Source organism: Shewanella cutis, from assembly GCF_022410515.1.
GTDB lineage: Bacteria > Pseudomonadota > Gammaproteobacteria > Enterobacterales > Shewanellaceae > Shewanella > Shewanella cutis.
The window spans coordinates 60,895-81,207 of record NZ_JACSDI010000005.1; the positions used below are offsets into that span (position 1 = coordinate 60,895).

At 45.6% G+C, this 20,313-nt stretch carries 18 protein-coding genes; 16 read left to right on the forward strand and 2 right to left on the reverse strand.

Features of this window, described 5'->3' with window-relative positions; genetic code table 11:
• The first annotated feature begins 56 nt into the window (after positions 1 to 56).
• The 12 genes from H9J30_RS09900 to H9J30_RS09955 all read left to right on the forward strand — a co-directional run bounded on the left by H9J30_RS09900 (position 57) and on the right by H9J30_RS09955 (position 12,083).
• Positions 57 to 989, forward strand: a complete 933-nt coding sequence (locus H9J30_RS09900) for an ABC transporter ATP-binding protein (protein ID WP_240130882.1) — start codon at positions 57 to 59, stop codon at positions 987 to 989.
• Positions 986 to 2,146, forward strand: coding sequence for a FecCD family ABC transporter permease (locus tag H9J30_RS09905; RefSeq protein ID WP_240130883.1), 1,161 nt, complete (start codon positions 986 to 988; stop codon positions 2,144 to 2,146). The genes H9J30_RS09900 and H9J30_RS09905 overlap by 4 nt, the downstream gene beginning before the upstream one ends.
• 78 nt (positions 2,147 to 2,224) lie before the next feature.
• Positions 2,225 to 3,277 (forward strand): nicotinate-nucleotide--dimethylbenzimidazole phosphoribosyltransferase, encoded by a 1,053-nt coding sequence (cobT, locus tag H9J30_RS09910; protein ID WP_240130884.1) that lies wholly within the window; start codon positions 2,225 to 2,227, stop codon positions 3,275 to 3,277.
• A 107-nt stretch (positions 3,278 to 3,384) separates the two neighbouring features.
• Positions 3,385 to 4,173: an adenosylcobinamide-GDP ribazoletransferase gene (locus H9J30_RS09915; protein ID WP_240130885.1), complete on the forward strand. Its 789-nt coding sequence runs from the start codon at positions 3,385 to 3,387 to the stop codon at positions 4,171 to 4,173.
• Positions 4,170 to 4,775, forward strand: a complete 606-nt coding sequence (cobU, locus tag H9J30_RS09920; RefSeq protein WP_240130886.1) for a bifunctional adenosylcobinamide kinase/adenosylcobinamide-phosphate guanylyltransferase — start codon at positions 4,170 to 4,172, stop codon at positions 4,773 to 4,775. The genes H9J30_RS09915 and cobU overlap by 4 nt, the downstream gene beginning before the upstream one ends.
• A gap of 119 nt (positions 4,776 to 4,894) precedes the next feature.
• The gene (locus H9J30_RS09925) at positions 4,895 to 6,520 is read left to right on the forward strand and encodes a cobyric acid synthase (RefSeq protein WP_427915907.1); all 1,626 of its coding nucleotides are present in this window, start codon (positions 4,895 to 4,897) and stop codon (positions 6,518 to 6,520) included.
• Between the two features lie 15 nt (positions 6,521 to 6,535).
• Positions 6,536 to 7,159 carry a cob(I)yrinic acid a,c-diamide adenosyltransferase gene (cobO, locus tag H9J30_RS09930; RefSeq protein ID WP_240130887.1) on the forward strand — a complete coding sequence of 208 codons (624 nt, stop codon included), beginning with the start codon at positions 6,536 to 6,538 and terminating at the stop codon, positions 7,157 to 7,159.
• Between the two features lie 1,100 nt (positions 7,160 to 8,259).
• The gene (locus H9J30_RS09935; protein ID WP_240130888.1) at positions 8,260 to 8,640 is read left to right on the forward strand and encodes a DUF6896 domain-containing protein; all 381 of its coding nucleotides are present in this window, start codon (positions 8,260 to 8,262) and stop codon (positions 8,638 to 8,640) included.
• An 87-nt stretch (positions 8,641 to 8,727) separates the two neighbouring features.
• Positions 8,728 to 9,102, forward strand: a complete 375-nt coding sequence (locus H9J30_RS09940; RefSeq protein ID WP_240130889.1) for a hypothetical protein — start codon at positions 8,728 to 8,730, stop codon at positions 9,100 to 9,102.
• A gap of 621 nt (positions 9,103 to 9,723) precedes the next feature.
• The gene (locus H9J30_RS09945) at positions 9,724 to 10,761 is read left to right on the forward strand and encodes a DUF2235 domain-containing protein (protein ID WP_240130890.1); all 1,038 of its coding nucleotides are present in this window, start codon (positions 9,724 to 9,726) and stop codon (positions 10,759 to 10,761) included.
• Positions 10,762 to 10,776: 15 nt separating this feature from the next.
• Complete coding sequence (locus H9J30_RS09950) at positions 10,777 to 11,601, forward strand: cobalamin-binding protein (protein WP_240130891.1); 825 nt, start codon at positions 10,777 to 10,779, stop codon at positions 11,599 to 11,601.
• A 98-nt stretch (positions 11,602 to 11,699) separates the two neighbouring features.
• On the forward strand, positions 11,700 to 12,083 hold the full coding sequence (locus H9J30_RS09955) for an MAPEG family protein (RefSeq protein WP_240130892.1): 384 nt from the start codon (positions 11,700 to 11,702) through the stop codon (positions 12,081 to 12,083).
• A gap of 201 nt (positions 12,084 to 12,284) precedes the next feature.
• Here the strand turns inward: H9J30_RS09955 and H9J30_RS09960 are convergent, their stop codons facing one another.
• Entirely contained in the window at positions 12,285 to 13,553 is a 1,269-nt protein-coding gene (locus H9J30_RS09960; protein WP_240130893.1) for a NupC/NupG family nucleoside CNT transporter, read from the reverse strand.
• A 116-nt stretch (positions 13,554 to 13,669) separates the two neighbouring features.
• Positions 13,670 to 14,455: a 5'-methylthioadenosine/S-adenosylhomocysteine nucleosidase gene (locus H9J30_RS09965; RefSeq protein ID WP_275679580.1), complete on the reverse strand. Its 786-nt coding sequence runs from the start codon at positions 14,453 to 14,455 to the stop codon at positions 13,670 to 13,672.
• An 832-nt stretch (positions 14,456 to 15,287) separates the two neighbouring features.
• On the opposite strand from H9J30_RS09965, the gene H9J30_RS21615 reads away from it, so the two are divergent.
• The 4 genes from H9J30_RS21615 to H9J30_RS09980 all read left to right on the forward strand — a co-directional run bounded on the left by H9J30_RS21615 (position 15,288) and on the right by H9J30_RS09980 (position 20,297).
• Positions 15,288 to 15,422, forward strand: coding sequence for a hypothetical protein (locus H9J30_RS21615; RefSeq protein WP_275679581.1), 135 nt, complete (start codon positions 15,288 to 15,290; stop codon positions 15,420 to 15,422).
• 498 nt (positions 15,423 to 15,920) lie between these two features.
• Positions 15,921 to 17,063: a glucosaminidase domain-containing protein gene (locus H9J30_RS09970; RefSeq protein ID WP_240130894.1), complete on the forward strand. Its 1,143-nt coding sequence runs from the start codon at positions 15,921 to 15,923 to the stop codon at positions 17,061 to 17,063.
• Between the two features lie 539 nt (positions 17,064 to 17,602).
• The gene (locus tag H9J30_RS09975) at positions 17,603 to 19,138 is read left to right on the forward strand and encodes a methyl-accepting chemotaxis protein (RefSeq protein ID WP_240130895.1); all 1,536 of its coding nucleotides are present in this window, start codon (positions 17,603 to 17,605) and stop codon (positions 19,136 to 19,138) included.
• 79 nt (positions 19,139 to 19,217) lie between these two features.
• The gene (locus tag H9J30_RS09980; RefSeq protein ID WP_240130896.1) at positions 19,218 to 20,297 is read left to right on the forward strand and encodes an HD domain-containing phosphohydrolase; all 1,080 of its coding nucleotides are present in this window, start codon (positions 19,218 to 19,220) and stop codon (positions 20,295 to 20,297) included.
• Positions 20,298 to 20,313: the final 16 nt, after the last annotated feature.

Genomic DNA, 20,313 nt, shown 5'->3' on the forward strand with positions numbered 1-20,313 from the left:
CCTATGGCGCTGCAAGGTTTTGGTAACACCAAATATGCCTGTGGGAGTGGCTTGTAATGAAGCCTTCCACATCAACAGCTAGATCAACAGCTAGATCAACAGCTGTGCAACCTTCGGCGGCGCTACCCCATGTGGCACTCAATGTCAGCCAATTGAGTTGGACCATCGAAGGTAAAACCATTCTCTCTGGGGTTAACTTTGCCCTGCAACGTGGTGAAATGCTGGGATTAATCGGCCCTAACGGGGCGGGTAAATCCAGTTTACTGCGTTGTCTATATCGCTTTATTCGCCCGACGCAAGGGCAAATCAGCTTGTTTTCGCAGGACATTAGCGAGCTTTCGCCCAAGGCGTTTGCCTGTAAAGTGGCCGTAGTGCAGCAGGATACGCCGCACTATTTTGATATGACCACAGAGCAACTGGTTGCTATGGGGCTCACGCCCCACAAAGGGATGTTCGATACTAATTCCAGCGGTGATAGCGAAAAAATTAGCAAGGCACTTGAAAAGGTTGGACTTAGCCACAAGCTGTATCAGCAATATGAGCGGCTTTCGGGCGGTGAGAAACAACGGGCGCTGATTGCCCGTGCTATCGTTCAGCAACCACAATTACTGATTTTAGATGAACCCACAAACCACCTCGATGTGCGCTATCAAATACAAATTTTGGAGCTGGTTCGAAGCCTTGGCATTAGTGTGATTGCCTCGATTCATGATCTGAATTTAGCAAGCGCCCTGTGTGATAGCTTGCTGCTACTGGATAATGGGCAAGTGAGCGCCATGGGCACGCCAACTGAGGTGTTGACGGAGGAGCGCATTGCTCAAGTCTTTGGGGTTTGCGCCCAAGTGATGCCCCATCCTCAACATGCTAACCCGTTGATTAATTACTTTTATGGCTATCAAAAATCATATGGTCATCAAAAATCGACAATGGATGAGGTGGTTGTATCCCACTCTCCCGACACCATCAATGGGGTGAAAACCCCATCATGATAAGCAGACTTAAGCTGATGAAGCTGTTAGCCCCTATTTTTACGCCCTTAACTCGCCAGCAATGGCTGATGTTAGCCTTGGCGGGGTTTACTCTGCTGACGCCGATTGCGGCCGCCAGTTTTGGCGCAGCGAATATCAGTTTTTTAGATGTGCTGCATGTGTTTATCAATCAATTTAATCAGTTTTTTGCTAATGACGATGCGCCAACTTCTGCCGCGATGACGGAGCGGATTGTGATGGAATTAAGGCTGCCACGGATATTGCTTGCCTTTGTGGCGGGAGCAGGGCTGTCTTTGGCGGGGAGTGTGTTGCAAACCGTGACTCGTAATCCCCTTGCCGATCCTTATTTGTTTGGGATTAGCTCAGGAGCCTCCTTTGGTGCAGTGGTGATGCTGACCTTGTTTACGGGGTCAGGCCTATTTGGCAATGCTGGGGTGATTGCCAACTCGGCGATGTTGGGGGGCTCGGGCCTATTGGGTGGGACGAAAATATTGGCGGGGCTTCTCTGGTTTAGCTTACCTTTAGGCGCTTTTATTGGTGCCAGTTTATCCGTGCTGATTGTGCTCGCGTTGGCAGGTTTAGGGTTAAAGAGCCAAGTTGAACGCATGCTGCTCTCTGGGGTGGCAACTTCCTTTATGTTTGGCGCATTAACCAGTTTACTGCTGTATTTTGCCAGCCCGCAGGCTACAGCATCCGTGCTTTTTTGGAGTTTGGGCAGTTTTGCTAAGGCCAGTTGGTCGCTATTAATTTTGCCGTCCATCGTTGTGCTGGTGAGTTTTTTTATCATCCTCGGTTGGAAGCGGCAGATTATGGCCCTGCAAGCAGGAGATGAAACCGCCCACACCTTAGGGGTGAATGTGCCCAAATTACGCCTCAATATGTTGCTGCTGTGCTCGTTAATTACGGCCATTTTAGTGGCGACCTGCGGCGGCATCGGTTTTGTTGGATTAATGATCCCCCATACGGTGCGCTTGTTATTTCCTGGTCGCCAGCCAATCCTGCTCACTGCGTTAGTGGGCGGCCTGTTTATGGTGTGGATTGATGTGCTAGCGAGATGTTTGCTGGACAATCAAGAGCTGCCCGTGGGGATTATCACCGCTTCGATAGGCAGTTTTTTCTTTTTGCTTATTCTGCGTCGGCGAAAGGTTGCCAGTTAATTTAATGCTTAAGATGTATGGAAAATAGGCGTGGGATGCGCCTTAGTTATTCAATTTGGATTAGCGAGTGGAGTGTGAATGTCTCAATCAAGTCTGTCATTTCAAATCGAGCCTGTAAGTAAAGCGCAGGATCACGTTATTCAACAGAAAATCGATCTTAAGACTAAGCCGCCCGGTGCCTTAGGGATGCTCGAATCCTTAGCTCTGCAAATCGCTCGCATCCAAGGGCCGCAGCAATTACAGATAGTCAAACCGACCATGTTGGTATTTGCAGGGGATCATGGCATTGCCGCTGAAGGGGTGTCCATAGCCCCAAGTGAAGTGACCCACCAAATGGTGCAAAACTTTGCCCACGGCGGCGCGGCCATCAATGTGTTTTGTCGCCAATTAGGTTTTACGCTCGAAGTGATTGATTGCGGTATTTTGACTCCGGTTGAGGGAGTTGAAGGGATTATCGATCAACGCCTTGGTGCGGGTACGGGGGCCATTCACTTAGAACCCGCTATGTCTTTGGATAGCGTGGATAAGGGTTTTGCCATGGCACGGGAGTTAATTGAGCGTCACCATCAAGCGGGTTGTAATCTGGTTGCGTTTGGCGAAATGGGTATAGGCAATACTTCCTCTGCCGCGGCGATTATGGCGGCGATGATGCAATTAGAAGTGGCCGATTGTGTGGGCCGAGGTACGGGCATTAATAGCGAGACCTTAGCGCGTAAGTTAACGCTGGTCGAGTTGGCGCTGCTGTCGCATCAAAGTGCCATGACGGGGCCAAAACAAGTGCTGGCGTGTCTTGGCGGATTTGAAATTGTGCAAATGACTGGCGCTATGCTGGCTGCTGCCGAGCGGAAAATGTTGGTGGTTGTGGATGGTTTTATCGCGACTGCCGCTGCGTTAGTGGCGGTGACTATCAATGCTAATGTGCGGGATTATCTGATTTTTGCCCATCGCTCAGAGGAGCAAGGTCATCAACGTATGCTGGCACACTTACAGGCTAAGCCATTGTTATCTTTGGGGCTAAGACTAGGTGAGGGCACGGGCGCAGCCTTAGCATTGCCGTTAATTCAAGCTGCAGCAAATTTTTACAATCAAATGGCGAGTTTTAGTGATGCTGGGATTGAGGCTGTTGTATGATGTAGCCCTGCTAAGTTATTTATTTAACTTAATTTAAAATAATAACTTTTAGCTAACCGTTTTAACTTTAAACCTTGCTGCAAGTGTGTATTCACTAAGGATGCTTTATGTCAGAACGCGAAAGCTGGCACAAAGAGATAGATTTGTTTTTTGTGGCCATGGGCTATTTTACCCGCATTCCTATGCCCAAATGGGTCGAAGTTGATGCCGATAAACTCAATAAAGCCAGTCGTTACTTTGGCCTAGTGGGTCTGTTGGTGGGACTGTTAAGCGCCATTATCTTTTGGCTCACCCAAAACTGGTTGCCTGCAGGGGTGTCGGTATTGCTGTCGATGTTAACGGGTATCCTGTTGACCGGTGGCTTCCACGAAGATGGCTTAGCCGATACCTTCGATGGCTTTGGTGGCGGTTGGACGGCCGAAGACAAGCTGCGAATTATGAAGGATTCTCGCCTTGGCAGTTACGGTGCTTTAGCCTTGATTATGGTGCTGCTGCTTAAATGGCAATTATTAGTAGAATTAGCACTTTATGACCCCGTGGTTGCCGGTTCGGCGATGATAGTCGCCCATACAGTGAGCCGTGTGGTGGCCGCGAGTCTTATCTTTACCGAGACATACGTGCGTGATGATGAGACCAGTAAGTCCAAGCCATTAGCCCAGCATCAAGGCATTAATGAGCTATTTATTTTGATCGCAAGCGGTGTGTTGGTGCTGCTGGTGCTTAAAGGAATTGCCGCACTGTCGCTGCTGTTGGTGATGATAGGTTTACGCCGTTTGATTGTAATGATCTTTAGACGTCAAATTGGTGGTTACACTGGCGATACCTTAGGCGCTGCGCAGCAAATCTGTGAAATCGTGTGTTATTTCGTACTGCTGGTTGTGGGTGGCATATTGTGATCCATTTAGTGCTAGGCGGCGCACGTAGCGGCAAGAGTCGGTACGGCGAAACCTTAGTGCGCCAGTATACGGCCTTAGGATTCGATGCTTGCTATGTCGCAACTGCGCAGGCACTCGATGCTGAAATGGCCAGCCGGATCCGTTTGCATCAAGATGGTCGAGCCATGGATGACATCGACTGGCAGCTAGTCGAAGAATCTTTGGCATTAACCGCCAGGCTTAAGCATTTAGCTAAACCTGGGCGAGTGATTTTGGTGGATTGCTTAACACTTTGGTTAACCAATCAATTACTTGCAGCTAATTCTGCGGATGAACCCGCCTCGACCGATTCCGATTTTGCCATAACGGTTGCTACATCCTCTAAAGATGATGCGCTAGCCCACTGGCGACAGGCAAAAGCGGAATTTGTGGGGGCGTTAAACTCGCTTGAAGGTGCGGTGATTTTAATCAGTAATGAGGTTGGCTCTGGCATTGTGCCCATGGGGGAACTCAGTCGCCAATTTGTGGATGAGGCGGGCTGGTTAAATCAAGCCGTTGCGGCAGTTGCGGACAATGTGACCTTAGTGGTGGCAGGTTTACCGTTGGTGCTGAAATCGAGCTAATGCTTAGATTGAGCTAATGTTTGAGCGAGTGAATGTTATTCTGAGCTGCTTTCGCGTTTCGTTCGTATTAAAAGATGCGCCTTTTATCTAATTTCCTCTATTGAGTCATATTCCTACCCATGCATGTAAATAAAACGCCCGCATCCACGGTAACCGATATAGCGTCAACCTCTAGCTTATCGCAAACGCAGCCCCAAGGTGTACAGGTGTTAATGGTGCAGGGCACCACCTCAGATGCGGGTAAAAGTACATTGGTGGCGGGAATATGTCGATTGCTGGCCCGTCAGGGCGTCAACGTCGCGCCTTTTAAACCGCAGAATATGGCGCTCAATAGTGCCGTGACGGTTGATGGTGGCGAGATTGGCCGCGCACAGGCGCTGCAAGCCGCGGCCTGTTATTTAGCACCTCATACTGATTTCAACCCGATTTTACTCAAACCCAGTTCAGATACGGGCGCGCAAATTATTGTGCAGGGTAAAGCGTTAACGACACTCGAAGCCTCGGCTTTTTTTGGTGAAAAATCGAAAGATTATAAAGCCATGGCCCTTAATGCCGTGCTGGAATCCTTTGCGCGTTTAGGTCAGCAATACCAAACGATTGTGGTTGAAGGAGCGGGGAGCCCAGCTGAAATCAACCTGCGTGCTGGGGATATTGCCAATATGGGCTTTGCCGAAGCGGTTGATTGCCCCGTGATTATTATTGCCGATATCGACAAAGGCGGCGTGTTTGCCCATTTGGTCGGGACCTTGGCGCTGTTATCTGAGTCAGAACAGGCACGGGTAAAGGGTTTTGTGATCAATCGCTTTCGCGGCGATATCAGCCTGTTGCAGTCTGGTATCGACTGGCTTGAGGCGCATACGCAAAAGCCTGTATTGGGCGTGCTGCCCTATTTGCATGATTTGCACTTAGATGCCGAAGATGCGCTGATTGACTCGCCAACTAAGCAGGCAAAGAGTCGTTTTAAGGTGCGGGTACTGGTGTATCCACGCACCAGCAATCACACGGATGTTGATCCGCTGAGGCTGCATCCCGAGATCGATTTTGATTATGTGTCACTCCAGACGCAAGCCTCTGCTCAGACACAAGATATTGTCGCCGATCTACTTATTTTGCCTGGCAGTAAAAATGTCCGAGCCGATCTGGCTTTTTTACGGGAGCAAGGCTGGGATAAGCAAATTGCCAAGCATTTGCGCTACGGCGGTAAAGTGCTGGGAATTTGCGGTGGTTATCAAATGCTGGGTGAGCGCATTGCCGATCCGTTAGCGATTGAAGATGTGTTCGGGACTAGCCAAGGGTTGGGTTATTTACCCATAACCACCGAATTTAAAGCCGAAAAGCAGTTACGTAGCGTCGCAGGCGAGTTGACATTGCTAGGGCAGACTGTGGCTGTCAAAGGTTATGAGATCCACTGCGGAGAGTCCCAATATCTCACCTACAGTGATGCCGCCAAGGGCGCGCCATTACGCTTGAACAATGAGCTAGCTTGCGATGAACAGGCGGAAAAGTCTTTTGCCGACGGCTGCTTAAGTGAAGACGGGCAAGTGCTAGGCACTTATTTACACGGGCTATTCGATAGCCCTGCAGCGTGCCAGTTAATTCTGCGTTGGGCGGGATTAGAAGACGCACAAGCAATTGATATCAATGAAATTCGCGAACAACAGTTGAATCGTTTGGCTGATGTGCTAGCCGAACATCTAGACTTACCACAATTACAGGCAATCTTAACCGCATCAGTTAAGCCGTAGGATGAACATTAAACCATGACAACAGCAAACGATAATAACCAAGAACAATTAAAGGCTGAACGCCACAAGGCGCGCCAACAAAAACTCAAAGCGGGTGTTGATGCAAAAATTGCCGCCGCTCAGGATGAAAAGGGCATTTTGTTAGTTCTAACGGGCAATGGCAAAGGTAAGTCGACCTCAGGTTTTGGCACCGTTGCCCGCGCCGTTGGCCATGGCAAAAAAGCCGCCGTAGTGCAATTTATCAAGGGCACTTGGGAATGCGGTGAGCGTAATCTACTTGAAGGTGCAGGCGTGACTTTTCATGTAATGGGCACAGGCTTTACTTGGGAAACCCAAGATAAAGAAAAGGATACCGCTGCCGCCCTAGTCGCTTGGGAAGCCGCTGAAGCTTTACTGCAAGACGAGAGCATTGATTGCCTGATGCTCGATGAGCTGACCTATATGGTCAGTTATCACTATCTTGATGTCGAGCGGGTTCTGGCGGCACTTAAAAATCGCCCGCCGATGCAACATGTGATTATCACTGGCCGCGCCTGCCACCGCGCGATTATTGAGCTTGCCGATACGGTGAGCGAGGTTCAACCGATAAAACATGCCTTTGAGGCTGGCATAAAAGCACAACCGGGGTTTGATTATTAAACTGAGCGTGTGTCGCTATAGCCATAAAGCTACATTTCCTATACCCATATGGGGCAGAGATAAAATGGCGGCCATGCCGCCACGATCACTGTTGCAACAATGTCATCTTAACGACTATTGAACTGATCATCAGGATAAATGCTTTTGCCCCAAAACAAGTCGGCTGAATCGGATATTGCGATATATGCATTGCCACTGTTTCCCCAGTGACACGCCGTGAATATATCCCTATAGGCTCGACGACGGCATCCATGCCGCCAACGGTCACTGTTGCAACAATGGCAATTTTAATGACCATTGAACTGTTCATCTGGCTAAAAGCTTTTGTCCCAAAGCTGGCTAGCATTCATTTAGTGAATTGAAAAATAAAGAATTAATTGCCCTGCAAAATCTCATCTATTTACCCAATGTTTGGCCCTACCGTAAAGCGACTAATAATATATGGGTATAAAGTCGTATTTAAATTTAGATGCTTTTGAGTGTTTTTAAACTCATTAGTTTGCGCGTTTTTCCGGATGGTGTATTAGATAAAAAGCTGATAAGTTCTTTGCAATACAAGCAGTTAATGATGTGCGTTTTTACTGGTCTAATGAAGTAAACGCGCATGCGCACTAATAAAATGTTATAAGCCATAGGATAGATCGGTGATGAAATCGTTAGTCGGGAAACTTGATGTACTCAGCGTTTTTATTTCATGGTTGCTTCTTATCGCTTTTTTTCTAGCACTAGGTTACGTTAAGTTTTTCTCTCCGCCGGAGTCTAGTGCGAGTCATTTGATATACATCTTCGGTGCGTTTTTTGGCGCCGTAGTTGTACATATTGTTTTGGCATTTTTTAATCGTTGCCCTCACTGCAATAAGTGTTTAACTATTCAAGGGTTTAAATCGCCACATCCAGCATCAAGTGGAGATTGGTCTAAAGTTGTTTGGCATTGGTTTTCAGGCTCAATCGTTTGTATTCATTGCGGTAACAGGGTCAACACAAATGGCTTATAACAAGTTGCTTAATTTCGTTCCGGCCACAAACAGCGTGGCCTACACTGGACTGCCTACGCTGCGCTGCGGCAGCCTATTAGCAAAGCGTTATGCATTAAGGATGTCATGAGTACGAATCCAATCTCAGCGGCCATTCCATTATGGTATGCCCAGATGAGCTGGGCGAAAGAGCTAATTCGACTTGGATTCGGTCTATCGAAAGCTGAAGACATTCTTTCTAGCGAAAATCGTGGCTGCAAATTAGTGCCAGGAACAGTTTGGTATATTCGAACTCACGGTATCGGTGTAGATGTTTTTAAAACTCCTGATGTTGGAGGGATCGATTTTGATTTTGACAAACCCGACCCAGATCCGTGGCGAATGCAGATCTTTGTTGTGAGGCAAGTAAACGATGGAAACTTGCCTTACGAAAACTACCGTGAATTACTTGATGATGAAGAATTAATGAAAAAGGCCATTTCAGAGGCATTGTCGCAAAATGCATAACAAACGCCAGCACACCGCGCCTGTGGCGCTGGACTCGCAACAAGTTGCTCGCCTGTGTGGCGGTAGTTATACGTCAAGGAGAGTATCTTGGCCACGATATTAATCACTATTTTCTTACTTCTTTTCGCGGCTGCTGAATTGATTTTTAGGTTACGAATTAGAATGGGAGCAATTCCTGTCTGTTTTATAGTATTGTTTGTAGTAATTCTGCTTGGTGCATATGGGTATTTCTTCGAAAGTTCTCCCTATGGAATAGTGCAGCCCCCAATTAAGTATGCTTTGAGCAACATTATTGTGTATGGGAGTCCGATTATATTAATGCTTGTTGCAACCAGCTTTTTTAAGAAACCTTCATCACTCTTTATTCATTGGTTTGCAGGTGTTTTCTCAGCTATTTATACGGCGTTTTTCCCTTTAATTGGCATATACACAGTATGTTCCTTAGGAATTGATTGCCTTTGAAAATGACGTATAACAAGTTGCTAAATTTCGTTCCGGCCACAAAAAGCGTGGCCTCCACGGGACAGCCTACACTGCGTTTCGGCTGCCCATTAGCAAAGCGTTAACCCATAGAAATTTTTATCCGAAATTCACCTGATACAGTCGACGTGCTGACACGCTTTTGTCCATTTGCTTTTAACGTACATATCGCAAATGGGTAGTTAAAATTGGCATTGGGGCACCAGTGACCGTTGGCGACATGGATGTCGCCGTCGAGCCTATAGGGATATATTCACGGCGAGTCACTGGGGAAACAATGACAATAAACTCCATAAATAGATAAAAAGATTAATCGCTTTTGTTCAATACCTTGTTAAAGGCTGCATTAATCTTGCTTTCGTATGAAGGTTGCACATGCAAACTGTCGCTGCATTTTATTGTTCCAATTTGTTAGCTTAGGGTTTTATGTCAGTATAGGTTTTTTGCTGCGACGTGAGCATGTAAAGCAAGGTCAGTTTTTCCGTCTTAGATCGCCCGTAAACAAGGCTATCGAGGCGGTGATCCCTTGGTAAAACCCGTTAGCGTCTGTATCGACAGCTTTTTACCTGCTAGATTGGGCATCAGTGCCTCAAGGATGATGCGATGAATAAACGTATTGTGATTTGTGCCGACGGCACGTGGAATCGACCCGAGAAAGATCTTAAGGTGGATTTTCCCACCAATGTGCTACGTTTGGCGCGGGCCATTAGCCCGATGGCGGCCGATGGTAAACCTCAGCAGGTATTTTATGACTGGGGTGTCGGCTCCTATTACGATGAAGTGATTGGCGGCGCCACGGGGCGTGGGCTGCATAAAAACATCATGGATGGTTATCGCTATATTGTGCAAAACTACTCGCCCGGTGATGAGATTTATCTCTTTGGTTTTAGCCGCGGTGCCTATACAGTGCGCTGTCTGTGCGGCCTTATTAATAACTGCGGTATTCTTAAGCGTCCTGAAGCTCGGCTTATCCAGCAAGCCTTTGACCATTATAAAAAAAGCAGTGCGCCCTTTGCCCCAAGCGGCGATAAATCCGTTGAGTTTAGGCATGAACATTGCCACGAATCGCGGGAGATTAAGTTTGTCGGCGTGTGGGATACGGTGGGCGCCATGGGGATCCCGATTTCCTTCCTCGGCTTATTTGAAGATAAAGACGAGTTTTACGACACTAAAATTGGCCGCAATGTGCGTGTTGCCCGCCATGCCTTGGCGATAGACGAGCATCGCAGCGACTTTGAGCCGACCATTTGGCAATTGCGCGACAATATGGATATGCAGCAAGTGTGGTTTGCTGGCGCCCATAGCAATATTGGCGGCAGTTATCAGCCGGATAAAGATGGCTCTTTATTGTCGGATAATGCCCTTGCGTGGATGATGGCAGAGGCTGAGCGGTTTAATTTGAGCATAGAGCCGCACTTAGCAGCGAGTTTGCAGCCAAATCCCTTGGCGACGCTGCACGATTCTCGCCGCAGTTTTTATCGGATTAAGCAGCCGTATTTGCGACCGCTTGATCCCGATGTTGCACCGGTATTGTTGCATCGCTCGGTCAAAGTGCGTTGGGAGCAAGATCCCAAGTATCGGCCTAAAAACCTGCAGGCTTACCTTGAAAAATTCGGCTGGCCACAAGAGTTAATTGATTAAATAATAAGGAATTTAATGTTAATGCGCCGCTTTATTGTCCTCAGTTTGAGCCTTGCCCTATTACCCATTACTGCCATGGCAGAGCCAGCAAAACGGATTATTGCGTTGTCTCCCCACGCGGTTGAAATGCTCTATGCCATTGGCGCGGGGGAGGCGATTGTAGCCGCGACAGATTATGCGGATTATCCCGAAGCGGCGAAAAAAATCCCCAGTATTGGTGGTTATTACGGGATCCAAATTGAGCGGGTATTAGAGCTTAATCCCGATCTGGTTGTCGTGTGGGATACGGGTAATAAAGCTGAAGATATTAATCAACTCAAAAACTTAGGGTTTAAACTGTACAGCAGTTCCCCACAAACGCTTGAAGATGTCGCCAAAGAAATGGAAGAATTAGGCCAATTAACGGGGCATGTGGAGCAGGCTAATCAAGTGGCAACGGATTATCGCCGCGAACTGCTTCGGCTTCGCAATGAAAACGCCGCTAAATCTGAGCCAAAAGTGTTTTATCAGCTGTGGTCAACGCCCTTAATGACGGTTGCTAAAAACAGTTGGATCCAGCAGATTATTGGCGTGTGCCATGGGCAAAATGTCTTTTACGATGCGGCGAGTGATTATCCGCAGGTGAGTCTTGAGAATGTGTTACTGACCTTGCCTGAGGTGATTTTACAAAGCGAAGAAGAAGGTAATGTAAAAGGGATTGATTGGCGCAAATGGACCGAAATCCCCGCCGTTAAAAACCAGCATATTTATCAATTAAATGCCGATTTATTGCACCGCGCGACGCCTAGAGCTTTACTTGGCGTAAAGGCTGTTTGCGATGCCTTAGATAAGGCGCGTTAATCGCTCGCCTCTTGCTGTTAAATTTAACGTGGTGAGCACAGCAATGTACTGTTTAATATATATTTATTCCATTATGTGAGATTGGCTAAGGAAGCCCTATGAATACATTACTGACTTGTTTGTTTATCGCCATGTTATTGCCGTATTTAGCCAAAGGTCCTGTCGCGTGGGCGATGGCCAAAACGGGGGGCTATGATAACCATCATCCTCGCAGCCAGCAGGCGCAGTTAACTGGATTTGGTGCGAGGGCTTTAGCGGGGCATCAAAATGCCTTTGAATCACTGCTGATATTTGGCTTGGCGGTGCTGACTGTCATCGCAACTGGCAAGGTGACACCCATGGCCGAATGGTTAGCCATTGTGCATATTGTGGCGCGCTTTGCGTATCAGATTTTATATCTATTAAATAAAGGCACCTTACGCTCCCTCTCTTGGTTTGTGGCGATTTTCAGTGCCTTTGGGATTTTCTTTCAAGCTTTTTAATGCTCGCCATTTTACAAATAAGTACTGGACACTGCTGAGCATTAACAGCTCAGCATCAACATCTCAGCATCAACATCTCAAAGGTAATTGGTTGACAAGCGTTTGTTGATTAGTGCTCGATTTCGCCCTATCTGCCTAGTCTTGGTCTCGAGGCCATTTGGCATCAATGCGGCAGCTAGGGCCGCCGCATTGATGGCCGCGTTAGCTTAAGCTCATAAATAATCCTGCGATAGTCGCCGCCATAAGATTAGATAAAATCCCCGCAGCCAAGGCCTTTAGCCCGAGGGAGGCGATTTCGGCGCGGCGCTCTGGCACTAGGCCGCCAATCCCTGCAATTGCGATAGCCACAGTACCAATATTGGCAAAACCACACAGCGCAAAAGATAAAATCACTTGGGTGCGCTCAGACATTGGCTGCCCAGTGGTTGCGACTAGGGCGTCCCCTGACAGGTAAGGCGCTAAGTTGATGTAGGCAAAAAATTCATTGATCACAATCTTTTGGCCAATAAAAGAGCCCGCCAGCATGGCTTCATTCCAAGAGACGCCCATTAACCAAGCCAGTGGTGCAAATAGGTAGCCAAGGATCTGTTGCAGCGTAAGGCCCTCGAGGCCAAACCAAGCGCCAATACCACCGAGCATCCCATTGAATAAGGCAACTAAACTGATAAATGAAAACAACATTGCGCCTACCGCGAGGGCGAGTGAAAGTCCGCTCATGGTGCCAGTGGTGGCGGCATCAAGCAGATTGCGAGGTTGATTTTCCTCTGTGAGCTGTAGATGCGCATCGTTGATTGTTTCTGTTTGTGGGATCAAAAGCTTTGCAAACAGAAGGCCGCCGGGGGCCGCCATAAACGAGGCCGCGAGCAGGTACTCCATCTTTATACCTAATTGGGCGTAGCCCGCGAGCATAGTGCCCGCGATGGAGGCTAAACCGCCGCACATTACTGCAAATAACTCTGAGCGAGTCATACGCGGCATATAGGGTTTAATGAGTAGTGGCGCTTCAGTTACCCCTAAAAAGATGTTGGCACTGGCTGACATGGATTCTGCCTTACTGGTGTTGAGCAGTTTTTGCAGCGCCCCGCCAACGGCTTTGACCACCAGTTGCATTATCCCCAGATAATAAAGCACCGCCGACAATGCTGAGAAAAACACAATAATTGGCAATACCTTAAAAGCGATGACAAAACCGCCTGCGCCAAATAGCTCATACATTTTATCGCTAACAAGGCCGCCAAACATAAAAGACATGCCGTCATTACTGTAGCTGATGACGTTGGAGACGGCTGCAGCCATCGAGAAGATCATCGATTGCCCCAGCGCGGAGTACATCACAAATGCCCCAAGGGCCAATTGCAGTAAAAAGGCGAGGCCGACAGTGCGGTAGTTAATGGCTCGACGGTTTTCCGAGGCCAGGTATGCAACAGCAAGTAAGGTGATGATGCCTAAGAGACTAACTAAGATTTGCATGGATTTAATCTACATTGGAATAGCGAAACAATCGCAGGCTTGGCAGTGCAAAGTGCAGGCCAAGCTCACTGTGGATGGGGGGGGAAGCTAGATCGCTTTTATCCCGCCCGAGTCACTCATTTAGTGGTGCCTATCAGTTGCTGGATGATGTTCAGCACAAATTGCTGGCAATCCACTGCGGTCTGCGGGTCAAAGTCCTGATTGTGTTGATCGGTATTTGACAATATGCGAATGCTGACAAAGGGGAGTTTATAAGCCTCTGCAACTAACGCCGCCGCTGACGTTTCCATTTCTTCGACTGCGGTGCCGAAGGTGTGGTGTAGCCAATTGATACGGTCGAGCTCGCGATTCCATTCATCACCAGTACCTATTATTCCCTTCACAACTTTTCCCTTGGTGTATTGATGTGCTTGGGATAATGCCACCTCCACTAAGGCTGGATCTGCTTTAAAGTGGTTATGCTTGACCACTTCGCCGTGTTCACGCAGGTACATGGTCATATCGAAGTTTTGCCATTGGGTAGGGTGAATACCCTGACCCTTTGGCGTTAACTTGGTGAGATACGAACCCATATTAAAACTAGTTTCACCGATGACGATATCACCGCGATACAGCTTAGGATCATGGCCGCCAGCGGTGCCCTGATTGATGATTAGCTTGGGTCGATAGTGGGCAATGGCCAGAGTGGTCGCCGCCGCTGCATTTGCTAAGCCTATTTCAGTGCGGGAGACCACGACAGGGTGGCCACTCAGTTCACCCTCCCAGAACGTCCATGATCCAAACGTGTTGATAGTGACCTTGCCAAGAGCGGCAATTAAGGTCTCAACTTCAATGTCCATCGCTCCTTGAACCAAAATAGGGGAAAGTGTATTGCTGGCTGATACTTGTAGGGGATTTTGCATATTGATGTTTTAAAAAGGGGCGGTGCGGGAATGTTAGCAATCCTCACTTTGTGGAACAAACAAGGGGACTGTGAGTAAATTGTTATGTTCAAGATGATGAGTCGATTGAAATATAAGCATATTTTGATGTTAAAGGCCGTTGCAGTTGTTTTTTAAGAAGATTCAGTAGCGCGCGTCTTAAGGCTAAAAAACGATAAATTAACAAACTAAATAATTCAAAAAACTGTTTTTAGAATATTAGGTTAGTTAATTACGCGAGTGAGTAAGCTTTAATCAGTCGATCATTTTGGTGCTGAGGCTTTTTAAGCCTTTGAGTAGCAATTGATGGTGTTATTCGCCACAGTAAATCGAGATGAATTGCTCAATCATTAAGCTATAAATGCCGCGCAAAGCTACTTTTCCTGTTTTTAAAAAGTGCCAATAAGCAAGGGGGAGCTCAGGTTATTTAGCTTTGGTTATTGGCGCAAAGGCTATTACCGCAATGAAGCCGAGAGAGGATCTCTTTGGCGTTAGCGTGTTATGTCAAAAATATGAGTTGATGATTTTATCGCCGATTTTCTGACGTTAGTTAAGTGAGTTGTGATTTTTTGTCACCTAAGGGCTCTTGTCAAATAATCGATCATTCTTCTTGGTAAATTGTTAATTTTGACAGCTTAGAGCAAACTTTTATCTTAAACAGCTAAAACTATGTAATTTAAGGTGTTTGTGTTTTTGTATCCTATTGATTAATGGTGTTTATTTGACTGTTTTTGGTCATTAATTTGACAGTTTTCTTTATCAAAAACCTCAGCTATATTGCAGAAGTCGATACCATTTTTGAGGTTTAAATACCATGTTACGTCTACTGACCTATTGCCTAGTTGCCTTTGGCGCTTGGTTTATTTATCAGGATGCTTCCGAGTATTTTGGCATGGAGACCTTTGATAAGGCTTTAGCCGAGGATGTACAGCATAAGGTGGAAGCGTGAAAGGCAAAAGCGGCGGCAGAGCAATATGCACAGCAACTTAAGCAGCAGGCAGCCGTAGATTGCCAAGCAACAAAGACATGTTCTCAATAGTGGCGATGTATTGCGTTTGTTCTTGCAGCGCTATGTAAGAAACGGTTTCGCTACTGTGTCACCACATCAGAGGGGCAAATAGGATTATTTGCCCCTCTTTGAGTTTCTGATGTCTTATCCTTGGTCGTGGTTGGTAAAACCCAGAGGTTAGTTAGGTTTAAACTCATCCCATTGTTTATAAGTGCCACTCAAGTGCGTTTGCACACTCCAAACGTTAACATAGCCTAGCCTCATTCCTCGTTTCGCGAGCACTTGCTTGCCAGAACGAACAAAATTCAATCTCTACACATCAACACGCCCTAGATAAATTGCCTATCTATTAAGCAAATTGTCAGGTTTTTCTTGTTACCTTTCCCCCCTTGTATTTTGGCTAGTCGGATTGCGATTGATTTACTCCAGAGAGATTCCATGTTGATAAAGTGTAAATTGCCCTTAGCAATGCTCATGTCGATGGTATTGTCTATATTGTCGCCTCAACTGGCGGCAACCGATTTTGGCAGCAACAATCTGAAAATTAATAAGATATTAACCAGTGGATTAGCTAGCCACTCTGATGCTGTTTGCTACCCCTTGGCAAATTGTCAGGCAACAATGCCGGCTATTATGGGATTATCTTCTTTAATTCAGCCTTCACATATGCAAGCGAATACTCAAGGAATAGTCGGTTCTCACTGGGGGAATGGTGTTGGATTTCAATTGGCACCTGAGCCGCAATCTTTGCAGCCTGCGGAGCTTAAACCTGTCACTGTGAGTATTAATTCAATTGATGAACTGATGCTCTTTTTTGAATCTCTTAATTACACACCAGAAAATTTTCATGGCGGAAATAAATCGGTACCGAGAATTACCTTTGATGCCGTGGGTGAGGGATGGCGGTCAGTATCAGACCAACTTCCTGTAAAGCAAAAGAAAATGGTATTTTTTAGATTGATGACCCCCTTAGTGTTGTTAGCGAATGAGAGAGTGTTACAAGAGCGGCAACAGGTGATGTCAGCCCCCTTAGATGACTCAGGGTTGATTGCTTTAGCTATTAAATACAAGGTCATCAGCAATCCAACACAGTCGTTATTACCATCCCATAGACAAGCCTTGTTGGAACGGGTCGATATTTTGCCTCCTTCTTTAGTATTGGCTCAAGCGGCAAAGGAGAGTGGTTGGGGAACATCGCGCTTTACGCTTGAAGGTAATGCTTTGTTTGGTCAGTGGGATTTTAATGGCAATGGTATGGAGCCTAAGCATAAGCGCGAAGGGATGGGGCGCTACGGACTTGCGCGATTCGAGACACCCTTGGCCTCCGTTGAAGGATACTTACTGAATTTAAATACCCATAGCGCCTATTACAAAATGCGTCAGCTTCGCGCTCAATCAAGGCAAGCAAATCAAATGATTACGGGGACTGCACTCGCTGGCACCTTAGATCGCTATTCAGAGCGCGGCCAGGCCTATGTTGAGATGATCCGGAAGATGATCCGCACCAATAAGCTGTATTTGGCGGATGATGCCTATCTAAATGATGATATACCATTGCATTTGCTTACAAGAACAAACTAACAATTAGGGGTTAACATTTTATCAAGTTGAGTTGCTCTGCTTACACCTTATCAAGAAATTAGGCTTTTGGATTTTCTCCTTGATGTAATGCCGTTGATTATGCGTTTGCCGGTAAAAATATCTCTTACCTTGAATGTTTAGCATATGCTTGTGCTTGATTTATACCAATCACATTAAATATCTAATCAGTTCAGAGCCTCACAGGCATCTCAATCCAAGGCGCATTGACGAAGAAATGGTTATTCCCTTTTAAGTCAATGTAACACGGGAGTGAGATGCCTGTGAGGCTCCCGAAGGGCGGGGTTAAACGGGCTTTATACTGCGTTTAAGGCTTTCGACAGAGCGCCACTATGCCTTCAAGCCTTCGCCTTGTCTAAAGCCCGTTTAACTCCCGCTGAATGAACAGATATTTAATACGATTGGTATTAGGATTATTTAGTACAGCTGTTTGATAAAAGTGCAGATAAGGAAAACCTAACTATACTTTGACATAAACTCAAACGTAAATCAGGACAGTTAACATGGCGCACAAGGATGTAATGACTAAAGAGAGTGAAGTCAAATTTTCTGAAGATCTACAGCTCGTATCCACAACCGATCTGAATGGCGTCATTACCTACGCCAACCCAGGTTTTTGTCAAGTTGCTGGATATCAACTAGATGAAATGATTGGCCAGCCTCATAATTTAGTCAGACATCCTGATATGCCCAAAGCGGCTTTTGCCGATTTATGGAAACATTTAAAGCAAGGTAAACCTTGGCGTGGCATGGTCAAAAATCGCTGCAAAAATGGTAGCTATTATTGGGTTGATGCCTATGTTACTCCCATCTATGAAGATGGAAGGATTTCTGGCTATCAATCTGTCCGCTGTTGCCCTACACCTGAGCATAAAGCGCGCGCTAGTGTGATGTATAAGGAGTTGAGAGCGCTTGAAAACAAGAAAAATATATTCTGGGGTAATAAGTTACTATCAAATCACTTAATCAGTTTTCTTCTATTATCAATAGTCATTATTTGTTGTGTTTGGTGGCTAACCTTGCCTCAATCACTCTTAGTTATCTTGCCCTTACTCGCTATTATTGCCTTAAATCGGCAGCAATTATTCCTGACTCCTAGATACTTGCAGCGTTTAGAGAATGACTACGATAGCATTAGCCGGCTGATTTTTTCTGGCGATGCTCCCCATAGTATCGCTGATTTCCATATCAAACTTGGTCAGGCACGGATAAGAACTGTGTTAGGGAGAGTCGATGATGCCACCCTTTCATTAAAATCTATTGCGGATCAGATCAGTACGTCTATGTCTACCACTAGTAGTGACATCACCTCACAAGATTCGCAGATCCAACAAGTCGCTACTGCGGTGACTGAAATGGCATCCGCTGCGGAAGAAATTAATCGTAATATCCAAGCGAGTAATTTGCAGATTGAAGAAGCCCGTCATCACTGCCTTGTGACGAGTCAACAACTAAAAAGTGTTGAAACTGAAGTGGCCTCTTTAGCCAGTCAAGCCGGAAAAGCTTTCGATTCTGCAGTGGCCTTGTCTAATGAGTCAGAACGAATAGACACTATTATGTCCGAAATACAAGGCATTGCTAATCAAACGAATTTGTTAGCACTTAATGCTGCTATTGAAGCGGCTCGCGCTGGAGAGCAAGGTCGCGGATTTGCAGTTGTTGCTGATGAAGTGCGTAATCTTTCGACCCGCACTCATATTGCGACTGAGCAGATTCAAACGAGTATAGGGCATATTCAGCAAACACTAAATGAGTGGAAAGAGTTAATGCACCAGAATGTGGGCAAAACGAATACATGCCTTTCTAGTACTCGGGTTGGTGCAGAATATTTAAATCAAATTGTGGTTGAAATTGATAAAGTTTCAGCATTTTCCATTCAAATATCTTCTGCTGCAAATGAGCAGCAAGCAGTTATTGAGGATATCAATAAAAATATCAATCTTATTTCATCCCTGTCCCATGACAATAGTATTAAAGTTGAAGGTGTTAATGCTACGAGTAAAAATTTATTGAATAGAGCAGAGCAGCTTAAGAATTTAAGTCAAACTTTTGGTTAGATTGATTTTAAAATGGTTGATTAATAGCTGTTCATTTCTAAATTTTAATCATTTGTCATTTAAACTAGAGGATAGGGCTATGGATAGGACCATTAACGAACGAATAAATTATGTTCATGAGCGACTACGTAAAAATTTTGATAAATTAACCAGAATTGCCATTGCTATCTATGACCAACACACAGATAAAATTAAAACCTTTGTTCACAGTACTGATGGTAAGCCACCTTTGAGCCTGTATGAGGCAAAGTTGAGTGAGACTCCATCTCTTCAACATATCGTTGAAACTCGTCAGGCTAGGGTATTAGATAATTTATGTGATCAACTTTTGAATCATTCCGAACATAGTCGAAAAGTACTTGAGGCAGGTTATGAGTCTAGCTATACCGAACCTCTTTATTTTAATGAACATTTTATTGGTTTTTTATTTTGCAATTCAAAAGAAATTGGCTATTTTGATGAGGCAATTCGTGCGGAGCTTTCTGCATATGCACAAATTCTTGCGGGTATTATTGCGGTTGAATTTATTTCTATTCAAACTTTCAATGGTGCACTTATTACGGCCAGGACTTTTGGTCGCTATCGAGATGAAGAAACCGCAAATCATTTACACCGTATGTCATCATATTCGCGAGTTATAGCTAAATTACTAGCGGCAGATTTTGGATTAAGTGATGAAAAAGTTGAGTTTATTTATCTGTTTTCTGAGTTGCATGATATAGGTAAAATTGCAGTGCCAGATTCAATACTATTAAAACCTGGGAAATTAACCATTGAAGAATTTGAGGTGATGAAAACTCATACAGTCAAAGGCAGAGATATGATTAATCTTATGATTAATGAGTTCAGCTTAGATGGACTTTATCATATAGAAATGTTGAAAAATATCATCAACTATCATCATGAACGTTTTGATGGCAAAGGATACCCTGAGGGATTAAAGGGAGATGAAATTCCTTTAGAGGCTAGAATAGTTACTGTTGCGGATGTTTTGGATGCCTTAACAAGTAAACGTCCATATAAGGATGCATGGTCATTTGAAGATGCATTTACTTATCTAGAAAATAATGCGGGTCATCAGTTTGATCCCCAATGCGTTATGGCTGTGCTAAATAATAAATCTGAATTCTTTACTATCCATAATAAATATATTGATTAAAGTATTATAGTTGTGT